The organism is Micromonospora sp. WMMD1155 (assembly GCF_029581275.1).
In the GTDB taxonomy this organism is placed as follows: Bacteria; Actinomycetota; Actinomycetes; order Mycobacteriales; family Micromonosporaceae; genus Micromonospora.
This window is the reverse complement of record NZ_CP120742.1, coordinates 768,867-787,005: the sequence shown is the minus strand read 5'-3', so window position 1 is coordinate 787,005 and position 18,139 is coordinate 768,867. Positions and strand designations below refer to the sequence as shown.

Here is an 18,139-nt window from a genome sequence, read left to right as displayed (position 1 = left end):
GCGGCGGTGCACCCACGACCATGCTCGGTCGGCACGACCGCCGTACCGACCGTCGAGACGGAGGAGCGATGAAGGCAGTCGTCTACCGGGGGGCGCGTGACCTCGGAATCGAAGACCGCGAACCGGCCCCACCCGGTCCGGGAGAGGTGCGGATCGACGTGGCCTACACCGGGATCTGTGGCACCGACCTGCACATCTACCACGGCGACATGGACGCCCGGGTCGGTGACTCCGCGATCATCGGGCACGAGATGTCCGGGCGGATCGCGGCGGTCGGCGCGGACGTCGAGGGCTTCAGCGTCGGCCAGCCGGTCACCGTGATGCCGACCCGCCCGTGTGGAAGGTGCGCGGCCTGCCGGCGCGGCACCTCGCACATCTGCCACGCCATGAACTTCCTCGGCATCGACTCACCGGGCGCCATGCAGTCCTCCTGGAACGTCCCGGCCACGCTGGTCCTGCCACTGCCCGAGGAACTACCGCTGGACCACGCGGCGCTCGTGGAGCCGGTCGCGGTCGCCGTGCACGACGTGCGGCGGGGACGGGTGTCCGCCGACGACCAGGTGGTGGTCGTCGGCGGTGGGCCGGTGGGTGTGCTCATCGCGACCGTCGCGCAGAGCCGAGGCGCGCGGGTGCTCCTGGTCGAGCCGGACCCGTACCGGCGTGAGGTGGCGGGCGGCGTCGGGATCGAGGCCGTCGACCCGGGGTCGACCGATGTGGTGGCGCTCGTCGACGACCGTACCGACGGCGCGGGCGCCGACATCGCCTTCGAGGTGTCCGGCGCCGCCGCCGGTGTCACCACGGCTGTCGACGTGCTCACCACCCGGGGCAGGTTGGTGATGGTGGCGATCCACCCCAGGCCCCGCGAGGTGAACCTGCACCGGTTCTTCTGGCGCGAACTGGAACTTCTGGGCGCCCGGCTCTACCAGCGCGACGACGTGGAGGAGGCGATCCGACTGGTCGCGTCGGGCGCGATCCCGGCACGACAGCTCATCTCCCGGATCGAGCCGATCGACGCGGCCGCCGCCGCTTTCACGGCGCTCGAAGGTGGCGGCGTCATGAAGGTGCTGCTCGACCTGCAGGGAGGCGACGAGTGACCACGCTGTTCGACCTGTCCGGGAAGACCGCGGTCGTGACCGGGGCCCGGCGCGGCATCGGTCTCGCCATGGCCGAGGCCCTGGCCCTGGCCGGCGCCGACATCGTCGGCGTCTCCGCTCAGCTCGAAGCGAGCGGCAGCGAGGTCGAAGCCCGCGTGCAGGCCGCCGGCCGCCGGTTCACCGGGCTGCGGGTCGACCTCGGCGACCGGGCCGCCGTGCACCGGTTGGCCCGGGACCTCACCGCTCTCGGGTCGGTCGACATCCTGGTGAACAACGGTGGCACGATCGCCCGTACGCCGGCCGCGGACCACCCGGACGAGATGTGGGACCAGGTGATCGAGGTGAACCTCAGCAGCCAGTTCGTCCTGAGCCGGGAGGTCGGCCGGACGATGGTCGAGCGCGGCCGGGGAAAAATCATCTTCACGGCGTCGCTGCTGAGCTTCCAGGGCGGCATCACCGTCCCCGGCTACGCCGCGTCGAAGTCGGGCGTCGCCGGCCTGACCAAGGCGTTGGCCAACGAGTGGGCGGCCCACGGGGTGAACGTCAACGCGATCGCCCCCGGCTACATCGCCACCGACAACACCCAGGCGCTGCGCGACGACCCCGACCGTAACCAGGCGATCCTCGGCCGGATCCCGGCCGCCCGATGGGGCCGGGCCGACGACCTCGGCGGTGCGACGGTGTTCCTGGCGTCGGCCGCGTCCGACTACGTCAACGGGATCGTGCTGCCCGTCGACGGCGGTTGGCTGGGCCGATGACCGGCGGGCAGGGGCCGCGGCGAGCCGGGATCGTCGACGCACACCACCACCTCTGGGTCCGCGCACGGCACCCGCAGACGTGGATCGACCCGGTGACGATGGCGGCCATCGACGCCGACTTCGAGCCCGCCGACCTCGCGCCGCTCGCCCAGGCGGCCGGGGTCACCGCGACCGTGGTGGTGCAGTCCATCGCCTCCGAGGCGGAGACGGCGGATCTGCTGGGCATCGCGGCCGAGGACACCCTCGTCCGCGGGGTCGTCGGCTGGGTGGACCTGACCGCCCCCGACGTCGTCGCCCGCATCGACCGCCTGCGGGCGGCACCGGGTGGGGACCGCCTCGTCGGTATCCGTCACCTCGTGCAGAGCGAGACCGACCCGGAGTACCTGGATCGTCCGGAGGTCCGGCGGGGGATCGCCGCGGTGGGCGCGGCGGGCCTGGTGTACGACCTGCTGGTCCGCCAGCACCAGCTACCCATGGCCGCGCGCCTGGCGCACGACCTGCCGGAGGTGAGCTTCGTCCTCGATCACCTGGGCAAGCCCGCGCTGGGCCGCCCGGAGATGACGGAGTGGACCCGCGGCCTGCGGGCGCTGGCGGACGCCCCCAACACCACGGCGAAGATCTCCGGTCTGGTGACCGAGGTCGATCGGTCGCCCTGGACGCCGGAAGACCTCCGACCGGCCGTCGAGGCCGCGCTCGACGCGTTCGGACCGGACCGACTGATGTACGGCTCGGACTGGCCGGTCTGTCTGCTCGCCAGTTCGTACGCGCGGTGGGTCGAGGTGCTGGCGGCGTTGCTGGGCGACCACGACGAGGCCGACCAGGCGTCGATCTGGGGCGACACGGCACGCCGCGTCTACGGGCTGGAGGCGTCGTGAGGGTACGGACGCTGCCGCTCCGCCCGCAGGTGCGCCTCACCGAGCTGGGCTTCGGTGCGGCCCAGGGCGGCAACCTGTACCGGACGACGACGGACGAGGAGTTCGCGTCTGCTGTCGACCGGGCCTGGGAGGCGGGTGTCCGGTACTACGACACCGCGCCGCACTACGGGCTGGGGCTGTCCGAGCGTCGGCTCGGCGCCGCCCTGCGGGAGCGGCCACGGGACGAGTACGTGGTGTCGACGAAGGTGGGGCGACTCCTGGTGCCCTCGCCGCAGGACGCGCAGCTGCGGGACTCCGAAGGTTTCGACGTCCCGGCCAGCCACCGGCGGGTCTGGGACTTCAGCCGCGACGGCGTCCTGCGGTCGATCGAGGCCAGCCTGGACCGTACCGGGCTGGACCGGGTGGACGTCGTTTACCTGCACGACCCGGACGACCACTGGGAGCAGGCGGCACGCGAGGCCGTACCCGCCCTGGTCGAGCTGCGTGACCAGGGCGTCGTGGGCGCGATCGGCGCCGGCATGAACCAGTCGGCGATGCTGGCGCGGTTCGTGCGGGAGACCGACGTCGACGTGCTGATGTGCGCGGGGCGGTACACCCTGCTGGAGCAGGGGGCGGCGGACGACCTGTTGCCGGCCGCCACCAACCGGGGCGTGGGCGTGGTCGTCGCGGGCGTCTACAACTCGGGGCTGCTGTCGCGGGAGCGGCCACCGGCCGATGCCGTCTACAACTACCAGCAGGCGCCGACGGAGCTGATCGAGCGGGCACGACGGATCGCGGCGGTCTGCGAGACGTACGGGGTGACTCTGCCCCAGGCGGCGCTCGCGTTCGTCCGTCGGCATCCGGCGGTCGTGTCGACGGTCGTCGGCGTGCGCGACGGCGCGCAGGTCACCGAGACGATGCGACGGTTCGGGACCGCCGTGCCCGAGGAGCTCTGGGACGCGTTGGCGCAGGCGGGTCTGCTCGCCGTGTCGCCCGGCGCGGACGCCGGACGCCGCTGAGAAGGAGACGTCCCGGCCGGGGCCGGCTCCGATCATCGGAAACCGGCCCCGACCGGGACGTCGTTCGTTACCGCGACAAGCCGCGGATCACAGCGCGGTGAACCGCCACTGCTGGTTCGTCGCGTTGGTGCAGTTCCACTGCAACACTCGGGCGCCGTCGGCCGTGGAAGCGCCGTTGACGTCCATGCAGAGCCCGCTCAGCGCACTCTTCACCGTGTACACGCCGGAGGTTCCCGTCGCGGTTGCGGTGAACTTCTGCTGGTTGCCGTTGTTGCAGGTGGCCTGCTGGAGGAAGGCACCCGCCGCGGTCGAGCTACCGATCACCTCGACGCACTTGTTGCTGTGCACCGCCTTCAGGTAGAGCGCGCCGTTACCGGCGTCGACCGCCTGCCACCTCTGGTTGTTGCCACCGGTGGACGCCCACTGGGTGATCTGGGCGCCGTCGGCGGTGGAGACACCGCTGACGTCCAACAGCTTGTTGCTGTGCAGCGCGGTGACCGTGTAGGTCTTACCCGCCAGACCGGTGCCGGTGCCGGGCGTCCCGACGCCGTTTCCGCCGAAGGTGTGCGAGTCCACGTCGAACGAGTTGTTGGCGTTCTTGAACACCATGTAGAGCGTGTGCGTGCCGCCGAGGGCGGCGACGTTCACCGGTGTCGTGGACTGGTAGTTGTCCCAGCCGCCCGTGCTGGGCACCGTGGTGGTGGCCAACAGGGTGCCGGTCGGAGAGTCGGCCCGCAGCTCGATCGAACCGCCACCCGACGGCGACGACAGCCGGTAGCTGACCGTCGAGATCCCCGACAGGTTCATCGGGGTGAACGCGATCCAGTCGTTCGAGGAGATGTCCCCGATGCGCTTGGTGCTCTCCGCGGCCGCCTGGTCGACCACCCGGATGCCGGACTGGCTGCTGAAGTACTCGGACTGCTTGTGCTTCGGTTGCAGGATCGCCTGTGCGGTGCCGGTGAGCGGCGCCCCACCGCTGGGGCCACCGTTGTCGGTGTACCGGGCGTTCAGCACGTAGAACAGGTTGGCGCCGTCGGGATGCCCGCCGAGTAGGTCGGTGGAGATGGTCCCCGAGCAGCCCGGGTACTCGGTGGTCTCGTGCGCGTGGTCGTCGTGACCCAGCGCCGGGTTGAGGAACACCTTCGAGCAGTCGACGGTGCCGCCGTCCGGGTCGGTCACGGTGATCTGGTACGACACCTTGTCACCGAAGGTGAGCATGCCGCCGTTGCCCGGTGTGGTGATGGTGAGCACCGGCGCGCTGTTGCCGACGGTGATCGGGACGTTGGCGAAGCCGGTCTTGCCGGTGCTGTCGGTGACCTTCAACTGGGCGGTGTAGTTGCCGTTGGAGGTGTACACCTTCGACGGGTTGGCCGCCGTGGAGGTGGTGCCGTCGCCGAACGTCCACAGGTAGCTCAGCGTGTTGCCGTCCGGGTCGGACGTGCCGGCGCTGCTGAACTGGACGGTCAGCGGTGCGCTGCCGCTGGTGGGCGTGCCGGTGGCCTTGACGATCGGTGACCGGCCGCCCTGGTTGTAGTCGATCCGGTAGAGCCCGGAGTCGCTGTTGCCGCCGCCGAAGTTGGTGCCCCACTCCAGCAGGTAGAGCGAGCCGTCCTTGCCGAACTCCATGTCCATCGGCTTGTTGAACCGCACGTTGGGCAGGAACGGGTTGGTGCGGGTCACCGCCGAGGAGGAGTCGAAGTGCACCTCCTTGACGTAGTTGCGCGCCCACTCGTAGAAGAAGTGCACGCCGTCGTAGTAGGGCGGGAACTTCGTCTCGGAGGGGTTCGCCGCGTCGTACCGGTAGATCGGCCCGCCCATCGGAGCGGAGCCGCCGGAGCCGAGCTCGGGGAAGGTCGTCGAGGCGGGGTAGCCATACCAGATGTTCGGCATGACGACCGGCTTCAGGCTGGTCAGACCGGTGTTGTTCGGCGAGTTGTTGACCGGCGCGGAGCAGTTGAACTTCGCGCCGACGACGCCGGTGTCCGGGTTGAACGGGGCGTACGGCTGGTTGTTGCCGTGGCAGAACGGCCAGCCGTAGTTGCCGGCCTGCTTGATCACGTTGAGCTCGACCAGGCCCTCCGGGCCGCGGTTGGTGGTGGGCGGGTTCCGGTCCGGGCCGTAGTCGGCCAGGTAGACCCAGCCGTTGGCCGGGTCGATGGAGAAGCGGAACGGGTTGCGGAAGCCCATCGCGTAGACCTCGGGCTTGGTCTGCGCGGTGCCCTGGGGGTAGAGGTTGCCCGACGGGATGGTGTAGCCACCGTTGGCCGAGGGCCGGATGCGCAGCAGCTTGCCCCGCAGGTCGTTGGTGTTGCCGGCGCTGCGGGCGGCGTCCAGGTTCGACTTGCCCGAGCGCCAGTCCAGCGGGGCGTAGCCCTGCCAGTTCGGGTCCAGGTTCGGTGGCGTGTCGTCGCCGGTGCCGATGAAGAGGTTGCCGTCCGGACCGAACTTGATGTAGCCGCCGGTGTGGCCGGGCTCCGGGAACGTCCGGTCCCGGTACGCGGGGATGTCGATGATCGTCACGCCGCTCGACGTGTTCAGCGTGTCACCGCTGACCGTGTAGCGGGAGACCCGGTTGACGTCGGTGCTGCTGTTGGCCGGTGAGTGGTACAGGTAGATGTAGCCGTTGGTGGCGAAGTTGGGGTCCAGCGCCATGCCGGTGAGGCCGTCCTCACCGCCGGTGTAGACGCTGAGCGTGCCGGCCGTCACGGTGCTGTTGGTGGAGGGCTTGAAGATCTTCACCTGGCCGCCGCGCTGGACGTAGAAGACCCGGCCGTCCGGTGCCACACCCAGCGCCATCGGGTCGACGGTGTTGTCGTCGAGGGTGCGCTTCTCGAAGTTGCCCCAGACGGTGCCGCCGCAGTCTCCGGCGGCGTTACCGGCCGCCCACCGGATGCCACCGAGCACGTGGTTCTGGAAGTTCGCCTCGCTGTAGGAGCCGATCGCGTGGCCCATCGCGGTGGCCCACACCCGCCCGCCGTTGGTGTTGCGGCACCAGGAGATCGGATGATCCGGCCCCATCGCCCGGGATCCGGGGTTGTAGGTGCGCTCGTCGGCGGTCACCAGCACGTGCACGTTGCCGCGCGGGTTGGCGTCGAAGTTGTACCACTCCTCGCTGCGGGTCCACCGATCCGGCAGGCTGGCCGTCGACGGGTGCTTCTTGTCGGCGACGATGGCGGTGCCCTGGAGCACGCCGGGGGAGTGCTCGGGCATGTGGGCGCCGGCGTTGATGGTCTGGTCCCACCACGGGTATTCGTTCTCGATGCCCATGTCGGTGGCGTTGTGGATGGCGACGATGCCCTTGCCGCTGGCGAGGTAACCCTCCACCGCCTGGCGCTGCGCCGCCGAGGTCCAGACCATGCCGGAGGTCTGGAGCATGACGATCACGTCGAAGGTCGCCAGGTTACTGGCGGTGAAGACGCTGGAGTCCTCGGTCGCCACCACCTCGAAGTTGTTCGCCGCCGCCTGCTGCTGGATCATGCTGATCCCGGCGGGGATCGAGTCGTGGCGGTAGCCGGTGGTCTTGGTGAACACCAGGGCCCGGAAGGCCGGAGCAGCCGACGCGGGTGGGGCGAGTCCGAGCGCCAGCAGCAAGCCGGCGATCACTGAGATGAGCAATGTGTTGCGACGCATGCCGTCTCCTAGGTTGGGCGGTGGGGGTGCGACCACGAGCACCACGCTGCGTCAGGTCGTGCCTGGACGCGCGGGTGGGCGTGAGCGTTCTGGTCTGTCCTCATGCCGTTCGCCGCAACGGCACTCAGACCCGCAGGACATCACCCAGCGTGACGGTCGCCGTGGTGCTCGTCCCGTGGTCCACGAGGTCAGGATGAGCTAGAGATCCATGACTGTCAATTAATGAAGTGACGTCCGACGTTCTGCCCGGTTGACGACGGCCGCCATCGACTGCCCACTGCGGCATCGCTGCCGGTCTGGCTGCCGGGCCTGGCAATCGGCCCCGGTCGAGGATTGCGGACCAGCATCCAAACATCTATCTTCATACGTGTGATGTTTCGTCGATGTCAAGGGAATGTTCGCGATAGAAGAACGTAAGCATCCGCCGCTACCTACGAAAGTTCGATGGCTGGCACCTCGAAGTCGCCGTAGCGTTTGATCGAATATTGTTGATGACTACTGTCTGTGAGGGCTTTCGGAATGTCAGACCCACGGCCGGTGCCGTTACTCAACCTCCGGGGCATCGGCAAGTCCTTCCTCGGCGTACGCGTTCTCGACGGTGTCGACCTCGATGTCGCGCCGGGCGAGGTGCACGCCGTGGTCGGCGAGAACGGCGCCGGGAAATCGACCCTCATGAAGATCGTCTCGGGCGGCTACGCCCCGGACGAGGGCACCGTCGAGTTCGCCGGCGAGCAGCGCACGTTCCGTGGTCCGCGCGACGCGCAGCGGGCCGGCGTCGGCATCATCCACCAGGAGTTCAACCTGCTCCCGGAGCGCACCGTCGCGGAGAACGTCTACCTGGGGCACGAGCCCGTGCGTCGCGGGCTGGTCGACCGGCGGGCGATGCTCGACCGCACCACCCGACTGCTCGCCTCGATCGGCGAGACCACCCTGCCGGCGGACGCCCGGGTGGGGCAGCTCGGCGTCGCCCAGCAACAGGTCGTCGAGATCGCCAAGGCGCTCGCCCTGGACGCCCGCCTGCTCATCATGGACGAGCCGACCGCCTCGCTGGCCGACCACGAGGTCGAACTCCTCTACGGGTTGGTGCGCCGACTCCAGGAGCGCGGCATCGGCCTGCTCTACGTCTCGCACCGGCTCGCCGAGGTCTTCGACCTGTCCAGCCGGATCACCGTCCTCAAGGACGGTCGCCACGTCATCACGGTGGACACCGCGGACACCGACGCCGACGCGCTGGTGCGGCACATGGTCGGCCGGGAGCTGTCGAGCTACTACCCGGACCGGGCCGCCCCCGAGAACCGTGGCCCGGTACGGCTCAACCTCCGCGACGTGGGCAACCGCAAGCTGCACGACATCAACCTCCAGTTGCGCGCCGGTGAGGTGCTCGGCATCGGCGGCCTGCAGGGCTCCGGCCGCTCGGCGCTGGCCCGGGCGATCTTCGGGGTGACCCCGTTCACGACCGGCGACGTCAGCGTCGACGACCGGCCGGTCCGACTGCGCTCACCCCGCGCCGCGATGCGGGCCGGCATCGCGTACGTCACCGAGGACCGCAAGGGCGAGGGGATCGTGCCCCGCCAGTCGGTGCTCGACAACGCGCTGCTCGCCAGCCGGGCTGTCTTCGCCGCCCGGTCCGGCCGTGCGGCCCGTACGCAGCGCCTGCGCGAGCTGCTCGCCGCCGTGGAGGTCCGCTCCGCCGGCGACGATCAGGAGATCCGCTTCCTGTCCGGTGGAAATCAGCAGAAGGTCGTGCTGGCCCGCTGGCTCGCGCTCAACCCGCGGATCCTCCTCTTCGACGAACCGACCCGGGGGATCGACGTGGGTGCGAAGTCAGCCATCCACGACCTCGTGCGCAGCCTCGCCCGCGACGGAGCGGCAGTGCTGATGATCTCGTCCGACCTGCCGGAGCTGCTGGGGATGAGTGACCGCATCGTCGTCATGCGCGACGGGCGCGTCGCGGGCGAGCTGCCCGCCGGCGCGACCGAGGAGGACGTCGTCGCCCTGGCGGTCGGCACGGCACGGGAGGCCGCCGCATGAGCGCGCTGTCGCTCCTTCCGGCCCGCCGTCCCGTGCCGGGCGTCTTCGTGGCCCTGATCCTCACCCTGGCGATCGGTTGGCTGGTCGTTCTCGTCGACGGCGGCCAGCTCTTCAACCAGTCCACGACGGTGAGCCTGCTGCACGTCGCCGCCGGGCTCGGGCTCGTCGCCGTCGGCCAGACCCTGGTCATCCTGGGCGGCTCGCTCGACCTGTCGGTCGCGTACGTGATCAGTCTCAGCACTCTCGTCGCGGCCGAGACGATGAACGGCAGCGACGGCGCGCTGGTGCCGGCGATCGGCCTGGTGCTCGCGGTGAGCGCGGGCATCGGGCTGTTCAACGGCCTGCTCGTCACCAAGCTCCGGGTCAACGCGTTCATCGCGACGCTCGGCGTCGGGCTGCTGCTCAAGGGTTACCTCGACAACGGCTACGACGGCCCGGCCGGCACCACCTCGCCCACCCTCGTGCAGACCCTCGGCTACCAGCGCGTCGGCCCGGTGCCGGTGTCGTTCCTGCTGTTGCTCGCCGTGACCGCGGCAGTCTGGTTCGCGCTCACCCGGACCCGGTTCGGGCACCACCTGGTCGCCGTGGGCGGCGATCCGGAGGTGGCCCGGCTCTCCGGTGTCCGCAACGACCGGATCCTCGTCATCGCCCACGTGCTCTGCTCGATGTGCGCGGGGCTGGCCGGCATCTACCTCGCCAGTCGGCTCGGCTCGGGCGCGCCCCGGGTCGGCACCGAGGGCCTCTACGACCTGGAGTCCATCGCCGCCGTGGTGATCGGCGGGACGGCCCTCGCCGGGGGCCGCGGCGGCGTCATCGGCACCATCGGTGGAGTGCTGCTGCTCGCCAGCATCGACTCCATCTTCAACCAGCTCGAGGTCGACGCCTTCTTCAAGCAGGTGATCCGGGGCGTCATCATCATCGCCGCGGTCGCCGTCTACGCCCGCAGGGCCCTGCGAAAGGCGTCCTAGCCATGCAGACCGTCCAGTCCCGTTCACTGCCGCTGCGGCTCCCCCGGGTGCGTCCCGGTGGTGTCCTGCCGATCCTCGTGATCCTCGCGGTGCTGTTGGTGCTCGTCGGCATCCGACAGCCCGACTTCCTGGCACCGCCGTCGCTGATGTCCTTCCTCGGCCGTTCGGCGCCGATCATCCTGCTCGCCGCCGGCCAGTACTTCGTGATCGTCTCCGGCGAGTTCGACCTCTCCGTCGGCTCCCTGGTCACCGCGCAGGTGGTGGTCGCCGCCCGGCTGATCGACGGCGACCCGAGCCGAACCTGGCCGGTGGTGCTGCTCCTGCTCGCCTTCGGGGCGTTCGTCGGTGTGGTCAACGGCCTCGTCACGACACGGCTGCGGGTGCCGTCGTTCATCACCACCCTCGGCATGTTCCTGATCCTCTTCGGCGCGGTCTACCTGTGGTCCGACGGCGCCCCGAAGGGCGCCCTCTCCGAGGAGTTCCGTCGGTTCGGTCGACGGGCCTTCGAGGACGTGCCGCTGCTCGGCCGCGTGCCGTACGCGCTGCTGGTCCTGCTGGTCCTCGCGGTGCTGGCCGTGCTACTGATGCGCTCCGACTTCGGGCGCACCCTGGTCGCCGTCGGTGACAACCCGCGCACCGCCGAGTTGAGCGGCGTACGCGTCTGGCGTACCCGAACTGCCGCCTTCGTCCTCAGCGGCCTCGCAGCGGCGGTGGCGGCGATCCTGCTGGGCGGCTACAGCGGGGTGTCGTTCCAGGCCGGGGCCGGTCTGGAGTTCGGCGCCATCACCGCTGTCGTCCTCGGTGGCGTCGCGCTGGGTGGGGGTCGCGGCGCGGTCGTCGGCGCGATGCTCGGCGCGCTGACCCTCGAACTGCTGTTCGCCCTGATGAATTTCTACGGCGTCTCCGGCGCCCTCAGGTCGGCCGTCCAGGGCGGGATCATCCTGCTCGCCGTGGCGGTCTCCGCAACGCGTTCTTCGTCGAGATAAGAGGAGCCATAGTGCGACGTTCCCTAGCGGCGCTGGCCGCTGTCACCCTGCTGTCCCTCACCGCCTGCGCCACCGACGAGCCGGCCGCGAGCCCGTCCGGCAGCGCTCCGGCCGCCGGCTCTGGCACCGGGGAGCAGTCGAAGTTCTTCGTGCAGGCCGACTACGACGCCGAGCTGGCACTGCTGACCGCCACCGCCACCGGGCCGGCCGACAAGCCGTGGGAGCAGGCGCTCAACCCGAAGATGGTGGACACTGCCAAGTTCAAGAAGAACGGGCCGCACAAGATCTGCTTCTCCAACGCGGCCCTGAACAACCCGTGGCGGCAGGTCGGGTTCAAGACCATGCAGGCCGAGGTCGAGGCGCAGAAGAGCCGCATCAAGGAGTTCGTGCACGTCGACGCCGAGGGCAAGGACCAGAAGCAGATCGCGGACATCAACGACCTGCTCGGCAAGGGCTGCGACGCGCTCATCGTCTCGCCGAACACCACCGCGACGCTCACCCCGGCCGTCGAGGCGGCCTGCCAGGCGGGCCTGCCGGTGGTCGTCTTCGACCGCGGCGTCAACACGAAGTGCCCGGTGACGTTCATCAACCCCATCGGCGGTTACGGGTTCGGCCACGTCGGCGCCGAGTTCGTCAGCCAGAAGATGAAGCCCGGCGGCAAGGTCCTGGCCCTGCGGATCCTGCCCGGCGTCGACGTCCTGGAGACCCGCTGGTCGGCGGCGAAGGTGGCGTTCGACAAGGCGAAGGTCGACGTCGTCGGCGTCGAGTTCACCGACGGTGACCCGGCCAAGACCAAGAAGATCGTCGACGACTACATCCAGCGGTACGGCACGATCGACGGGGTCTGGATGGACGCCGGAGCGACGGCCGTCGCGGCGGTCGAGGCGTTTCAGGACGCGGGCAAGCCCGTCCCGCCGATGAACGGCGAGGACCAGCTCGACTTCCTGAAGATCTGGAAGGACAAGAACCTCACCGCCATCGCGCCGACCTACCCGACCTACCAGTGGCGTACGCCGATCATCGCGGCGTTGCGGATCCTCGACGGCGAGCAGGTGTCCAACCCGTGGAAGCTGCCGCAGCCGACCGTCACCCAGGAGAACCTGGACAAGTACCTCGACGCGAGCATGCCGCCCCTGCACTACGCGATGTGCGGCTGCACCGACCTGCCCGGCTACCCGCAGCGCTGGAAGTAGGTTCCCGATGTACGCCATCGGCGTCAACCCGTGGGTGTGGGCCTCGCCGGTCGACGACAAGGCCCTGGCCGAGCTGATCCCACGGATCGCGGCGTTCGGCTTCGACGCGGTCGAGCTGCCGATCGAGCAACCGGGTGACTGGGACCCGGTCCGCACCCGGGACCTGCTGGCGGAGCACGGCCTCGCCGCCGCCGGCGTCTGCGCGGTCACCCCGCCCGGTCGGGACCTGGTCGACGCACCGGCAGCGGTCGTCGAGTCGACGGTGGCGTACCTCAAGGAGTGCGTGGCGAACGCGGCGGCCGTCGGCGCTGGATGCGTCGGCGGCCCCGTGTACGCCTCGGTCGGTCGGACCTGGCGGATGTCGCCGACGGCTCGCGCCGCCTGCTACGCGGACTTCCGGCGCGCCCTGACGCCGGTCGCGGAGCAGGCGGCCGAGTGCGGGGTGAGCATCGGTGTCGAGGCGTTGAACCGCTACGAGACGAGCGTCGTCAACACGATCGAGCAGGCGGTCGAGCTGATCGACGGCCTGCCGTCGAGCGTCGGCATCATGATCGACACGTACCACATGAACATCGAGGAGGCCGACCCCTACGCTGCCCTCGCCGTCGCCGGGCGGCACATCAAGCACGTCCAGGTCAGCGGCACCAACCGGGGCGCACCCGGTGCCGACCACTTCGACTGGCCCCGGTTCTTCACGGTCCTGCGCGACACCGGTTACCAGGGCGCGATCTGCATCGAGTCGTTCACGGCGGAGAACGAGACGATCGCCACCGCCGCGGCGATCTGGCGTCCGCTGGCCCCCTCGCAGGACCGCCTCGCCACGGACGGCCTGCGCTACCTCCGGGAGATCCTCGGCTAGCCCGCCCGCCCGTCCGCCCGCCACGCCTCCCGCCCGCCCGCCCGCCGAGGCGTTCCGTCCCCATGCCCTCCACACGTCAGGAGTACCGTCCCGTGTCCTCATCCCCTCCGCCGCTGCGCCGACTGCTGGCCGGCGCCGCCACGACGGCGGTGACCGCAGCGGTCGCCGTGACCGTCTCGGCCTCCCCGGCCGCCGCGGCCACCACCACCCTCTACGCGTCCCCCTCGGGCACCGGCAGCAGCTGTACGGTCAGCCAGCCGTGTTCGCTGACCGCCGCCCAGGCCGCGGTGCGGTCGCAGAACAGCTCCATGTCCGGTGACATCGTCGTGGAGCTGGCCAACGGCACCTACCGGCTCACGTCGCCGATGCGGCTGACCGCAGCCGACTCGGGCACCAACGGCTACCAGGTGATCTGGCGGGCCGCCGCCTCCGCCCGGCCGACGATCACCGGCGCCCGGGCGGTCACCGGGTGGTCGCTGGTGGACTCCGGGAAGAACATCTGGCGGGCCAACGTCGGCGCCGGTCTCGACTCGCGTCAGCTCTACGTCAACGGGGCCGTCGCCACCCGGGCGCGCACCGCCGTGAACCGTGCCGACTTCACCTTCACCACGAGCGGCATGCGGTTCAGCAACAGCGCGCTCAGCTACCTCAACAACCTCGGCAACCAGAACCGGGTCGAGGTGGAGAGCGTCGGCTCGTTCACCGACCGGTACTCGCCGGTGCAGAGCATCAGCGGCAACTTCCTGACCATGCAGCAGCCCGCGTGGAACAACAACACCTTCGGGTTCGACACCCTCTCCAGCCCGCACCGCGCGGGCCCCTTCTACCTGACCAACGCGTACGAGTTCCTGGACTCACCGGGGGAGTGGTACCTCAACCCGAGCAACGGCCAGCTCAACTACATCCCGCTCGCGGGACAGTCCATGAGCTCCGTCAGCGTGGAGCTGCCGCAGTTGCAGTCGCTGGTCAACGTCGGTGGCACCTACGACGCGCCGGCGCACCACATCTCGTTCAGCGGGATCACCTTCACCGGCACCAGCTGGCTCGGCCCGAGCAGCAGCAACGGCTTCGCCGACCAGCAGACCGGCGCGCACATCACCGGCACGTGGTCGCGTCCGTCGGATGCGTTGACCTCCTGCCAGGCCGGCTGCCCGCAGTTCGAGGCCACCCGGCCGAACTGGAACCAGATGCCCGCCGCCGTGCAGGTCTCGGCCGCGAACACGATCACCTTCAGCGACTCCCAGTTCGTCAACCTCGGGCAGACCGCCATCGGCATCGGCAACGACGCCAACGCCCACGCCAGCGGCGTCGGCCTGGGCGCCAGCAACATCACCGTGACCCGCTCCGAGATCGCCCGCAACTCCGCCGGGGGCATCGTGGTCGGCGGCGTACGCGCCGACGCGCACCACCCCGGCGACCAGCGGATGGTCAACCGCAACATCACGGTGAGCAACAACCGCGTCCACGATCTGGGTCTGGAGTACCGGGGGGTGGTCTCGATCCTGACCACCTACGTGAACGGGGCGTTGATCTCGCACAACGAGGTCTACAACATGCCGTACACCGGGCTGTCGGTCGGCTACGGCTGGGGCGCCAACGACGCCGGTGGCAGCCAGCACTACGCCAACCGGGGCCTCTACAACTACCAGCCGCGCTACACGACGGCGACCACGGCGGCCAACAACCAGGTCATCGGCAACTACGTGCACGACGTCATGCAGCAGATGACCGACGGTGGGTGCATCTACACCCTGTCGGCGAACCCGGGCGGCACCATCGACCAGAACTACTGCCTGCGGACCAACGGGTGGTTCGGGCTCTACTTCGACGAGGGCTCGCGCTACTACACCGCCCGCAACAACGTCTTCTCCAACACCGGCACGTGGGCCACCGCCAACTACTGGTACGCCGAGAACATGGGCAACTTCACCGTCACCAACAACTGGTCGACGAACAACAGCACCAACGTGACCAACGGGGATCGCGGCAACGTGGTCAACGGCAACGTCACGGTCTCCGGCGGCAACTGGCCGTCCGGCGCGCAGACGGTGATCAACGCCGCCGGTGTGCAGAGCGGCGGCGGCACCAACCCGCAGAACGTGCAGCTCGTGGGCGTCCAGTCGGGCCGCTGTGCCGAGATCGGCGGGTCGAGCACGACCAACGGCACCCAGGCCCAGCTCTGGGACTGCATCAGCGGCGCCACCAACCAGCGGTGGACCCACACCGCCGGCCGGCAGCTCATGGTGTACGGCAGCAAGTGCCTGGACGCCTCCGGCCAGGGCACCGGCAACGGCACCCAGGTGGTCATCTGGGACTGCAACGGTCAGGCGAACCAGCAGTGGAACATCAACGCCAACGGCACGATCACCGGCGTGCAGTCGGGTCTGTGCCTGGACGCCAACGGCGCCGCCACGGCGAACGGCACGAAGTTGATCCTCTGGTCCTGCAACGGCGGGACCAACCAGCAGTGGCAGGTGCGTAGCTGAGCTGAGTCGAGCTGAACGGTCCGGGCTGGGGCGAGCGCCGCAGCCCGGACCGTCGCCGTCAGGTCGCGGCGAGCGCGCGCGCCGGGTCCGGGACCAGCCCGGCCGACGCGTCGAGACGTACCGGGATGGGGTCGGTGAGTTCCCCGACGAACGTCCCGTCGACGTGGTCGAGGAAACCGATGAGTGACCAGTCGTCGGCGGGTCCGGGGACCAGCCGCGGCGCGTACAGGTGCGGGTGCGTGAACGGGCGGGCGGACGCGATGTCCCACGGGCCGCGCACGGTGTCGCCGGTCGCCACCCAGATCCGGTGGTCGTCGCGTCGAGCGCTGCTGGTGGCGTCGGTGGAGAACAACAGCAGGGGTTGCCCGTCGATGACGGCGACCTGGGGTACCTCCAGGTGACCGAAGCCGGCCGGTGTCGACAGCGGCGGCTGGACGGTCCAGGTGAGGAGGTCGGCCGACGTGGCGTGGCCGACGACGCCACGGCTGTTCGACGGTCCCGTGTTGGCGCGGGCGGTGATGAGCATGTGCCACCCGTCGCCGTCCGGGTCGGGGAACACCCACGGATCCCGCCAGGCCTGCTCGTACCACAGGTCCTTGTCGAGCAGCTCGTACCAGGTCGGGTCGGCCTCGACGATCGGCTCGGTGCCGTGCCGGCGCCAGGTGGTCAGGTCGTCGGAGACGGCCAGACCGATGCGTTGGACGAGCCCGTCCTCGGCGCGGCCGACCCCGGTGTAGAACAGGTACCAGCGTCCATCCGGGCCGCGGACCGTGCAGCCGGTCCAGGTCGCCAGGTCGTCCCAGCCGGGACTGTCGGCGGGGACCACGGCGTCGGCGACCAGACGCCACGAGTGCAGGTCCGCCGAGACGGCGTGGCCGATCGTGGCGCGGTGGTGGCGGCGGTGCGGGTCGTGCAGGGCACGGGACGCGCGGAGGAAGAACACGTGCCAGAGGCCGTTGTCGTCGCGTGCGTACCAGCTGTCCCACACCCAGTGGTCGGGTAGACGAAGCATGGCCGGAAACCTAGCACTAAACCGTTTTAGCGTCGGTCTCGGCGGGGTCGGTCCGGTGCTCAGACGGCCCGTCCGCCCGGATCCGCGGTGGCCTCGCGGTCACTTCGCCGGAGGGGCGAGGGACTTCCGGCGACGCAGGGGCATCGGCACGAGTGAGGGTTCGCTGACACCGCCGTCGAGGAGCAGCTCGACCGCGCGTCGCCCCATCTGCTCGTGCGGCAGTGCCGTGGTGGCCAGGCCGGGACGCAGCCAGGCGGCGATCGGGTCGTCGTCGAACGAGATCACCGAGATGTCCTCGGGCACCGTCAGCCCCGCCTCGCCGAGTGCCTGGTAGGCGCCGAAGGCCAGGCGGTCGTTCATGCAGATCACCGCGCTGGGTCGCGGGGACCGGCTCAGGAGGCCGCGCATGGCGGCGTACCCGTGCTCGGGCAGCCACTCGGTGCAGAAGCACTCGGCCAGCAGGGAGACGTCGGCGTCGCCCAGCGCCTGCCGGATGCCGTGCAGACGGGCCCGGGCTGCGAGCGAGACCTCGGGGTCCTCCTCCTTGAGTCGGTTGCGGCCGATGAGCGCGATCGCGTCGCGGTGGCCGAGTTCGAGCAGTGTGGTGGCGGCGGTGCGGCCGGCCCGGTCGTCGTCCGGAAGCACGCTGGGCAGGCCGTCGGAGCTGGTGGCGTTGAGCAGCACCACCGGACCGCCGAGGATGGCCGGAGGCACCGTCAGCCGTCGGGTGGCCATCGCCGCGTAGATCACCCCGTCGACCTGCCGGTCGAGCATCGCCTCGATGGCGTACTGCTCGAACGTGGCGTCGCCCTGCGTCTCGGTGATGAGCAGCACGTGGTCCCGCTCGCGGGCCGCGTCGAGAGCACCGCGGATGAGGTCGCCGGCGAAGCGGGTGGTGGCGACGATGTCGGAGACGAACGCGATGGTGGCGGTCTTGCGGGTACGCAGGCTGCGCGCGGCGAGGTTGGGCCGGTAGCCGAGCTCCTCCGCGGCGGCGAACACGCGCTGGTGCGCCTCGGCCGAGAGTCGGGTGCCCTCCCGGCCGTTGAGCACCATCGACGCGGCGGTCTTGGACAGCCCGGCTCTCCGCGCGACGTCGGCGAGTGTTGCTCTGTTGCTGCCCATCAGTCCTCCGAATCAGGCGCGGTGCCGTAGGCGCTGCTCCTGCCCATCATGATGCGTCCCCGCCCGAGATCTCGCGTCGGTCACGCCGAGAGTGGTGTGAACCCGACGTTTCCGCCCTGTTGCC

Annotated in this window: 13 protein-coding genes; 10 read left to right on the top strand and 3 right to left on the bottom strand. The window is 70.1% G+C overall.

The features are described from left to right. Positions 1 to 68: 68 nt before the first annotated feature. The 4 genes from O7617_RS03260 to O7617_RS03245 are packed head-to-tail and all read left to right on the top strand — an operon-like array spanning position 69 to position 3,725. Entirely contained in the window at positions 69 to 1,094 is a 1,026-nt protein-coding gene (locus O7617_RS03260) for an alcohol dehydrogenase catalytic domain-containing protein (RefSeq protein ID WP_282261423.1), read from the top strand. Further along, a complete protein-coding gene (locus O7617_RS03255) occupies positions 1,091 to 1,852 on the top strand; it encodes an SDR family NAD(P)-dependent oxidoreductase (protein WP_282261422.1) in 762 nt (253 codons plus the stop codon). The genes O7617_RS03260 and O7617_RS03255 overlap by 4 nt, the downstream gene beginning before the upstream one ends. After that, the gene (locus O7617_RS03250; RefSeq protein ID WP_282261421.1) at positions 1,849 to 2,727 is read left to right on the top strand and encodes an amidohydrolase family protein; all 879 of its coding nucleotides are present in this window, start codon (positions 1,849 to 1,851) and stop codon (positions 2,725 to 2,727) included. Before O7617_RS03255 ends, O7617_RS03250 begins: the two co-directional genes overlap by 4 nt. Continuing rightward, entirely contained in the window at positions 2,724 to 3,725 is a 1,002-nt protein-coding gene (locus O7617_RS03245; protein ID WP_282261420.1) for an aldo/keto reductase, read from the top strand. Before O7617_RS03250 ends, O7617_RS03245 begins: the two co-directional genes overlap by 4 nt. A gap of 87 nt (positions 3,726 to 3,812) precedes the next feature. On the opposite strand, the gene O7617_RS03240 is transcribed toward O7617_RS03245, so the two are convergent. Then, entirely contained in the window at positions 3,813 to 7,355 is a 3,543-nt protein-coding gene (locus O7617_RS03240; RefSeq protein ID WP_282261419.1) for a ThuA domain-containing protein, read from the bottom strand. A gap of 519 nt (positions 7,356 to 7,874) precedes the next feature. Here O7617_RS03240 and O7617_RS03235 point away from each other — a divergent pair. The 6 genes from O7617_RS03235 (at position 7,875) to O7617_RS03210 (ending at position 15,878) form a co-directional block, all read left to right on the top strand. After that, the gene (locus tag O7617_RS03235; RefSeq protein ID WP_282261418.1) at positions 7,875 to 9,386 is read left to right on the top strand and encodes a sugar ABC transporter ATP-binding protein; all 1,512 of its coding nucleotides are present in this window, start codon (positions 7,875 to 7,877) and stop codon (positions 9,384 to 9,386) included. Beyond that, positions 9,383 to 10,354, top strand: a complete 972-nt coding sequence (locus O7617_RS03230; protein ID WP_282261416.1) for an ABC transporter permease — start codon at positions 9,383 to 9,385, stop codon at positions 10,352 to 10,354. Before O7617_RS03235 ends, O7617_RS03230 begins: the two co-directional genes overlap by 4 nt. Positions 10,355 to 10,356: 2 nt before the next feature. After that, on the top strand, positions 10,357 to 11,340 hold the full coding sequence (locus O7617_RS03225; RefSeq protein WP_282261415.1) for an ABC transporter permease: 984 nt from the start codon (positions 10,357 to 10,359) through the stop codon (positions 11,338 to 11,340). 11 nt (positions 11,341 to 11,351) lie between these two features. Next, positions 11,352 to 12,533, top strand: coding sequence for an ABC transporter substrate-binding protein (locus O7617_RS03220; protein WP_282261414.1), 1,182 nt, complete (start codon positions 11,352 to 11,354; stop codon positions 12,531 to 12,533). Positions 12,534 to 12,540: 7 nt separating this feature from the next. Next, complete coding sequence (locus tag O7617_RS03215; protein WP_282261413.1) at positions 12,541 to 13,392, top strand: sugar phosphate isomerase/epimerase family protein; 852 nt, start codon at positions 12,541 to 12,543, stop codon at positions 13,390 to 13,392. Between the two features lie 92 nt (positions 13,393 to 13,484). Next, positions 13,485 to 15,878: a ricin-type beta-trefoil lectin domain protein gene (locus O7617_RS03210; protein ID WP_282261412.1), complete on the top strand. Its 2,394-nt coding sequence runs from the start codon at positions 13,485 to 13,487 to the stop codon at positions 15,876 to 15,878. Positions 15,879 to 15,936: 58 nt separating this feature from the next. Here the strand turns inward: O7617_RS03210 and O7617_RS03205 are convergent, their stop codons facing one another. Together O7617_RS03205 and O7617_RS03200 are read right to left on the bottom strand one after the other, a co-directional pair. Continuing rightward, entirely contained in the window at positions 15,937 to 16,953 is a 1,017-nt protein-coding gene (locus tag O7617_RS03205; RefSeq protein WP_282264619.1) for a family 43 glycosylhydrolase, read from the bottom strand. 36 nt (positions 16,954 to 16,989) lie between these two features. Next, entirely contained in the window at positions 16,990 to 18,015 is a 1,026-nt protein-coding gene (locus O7617_RS03200; RefSeq protein WP_282261411.1) for a LacI family DNA-binding transcriptional regulator, read from the bottom strand. Between the last annotated feature and the right edge of the window lie 124 nt (positions 18,016 to 18,139).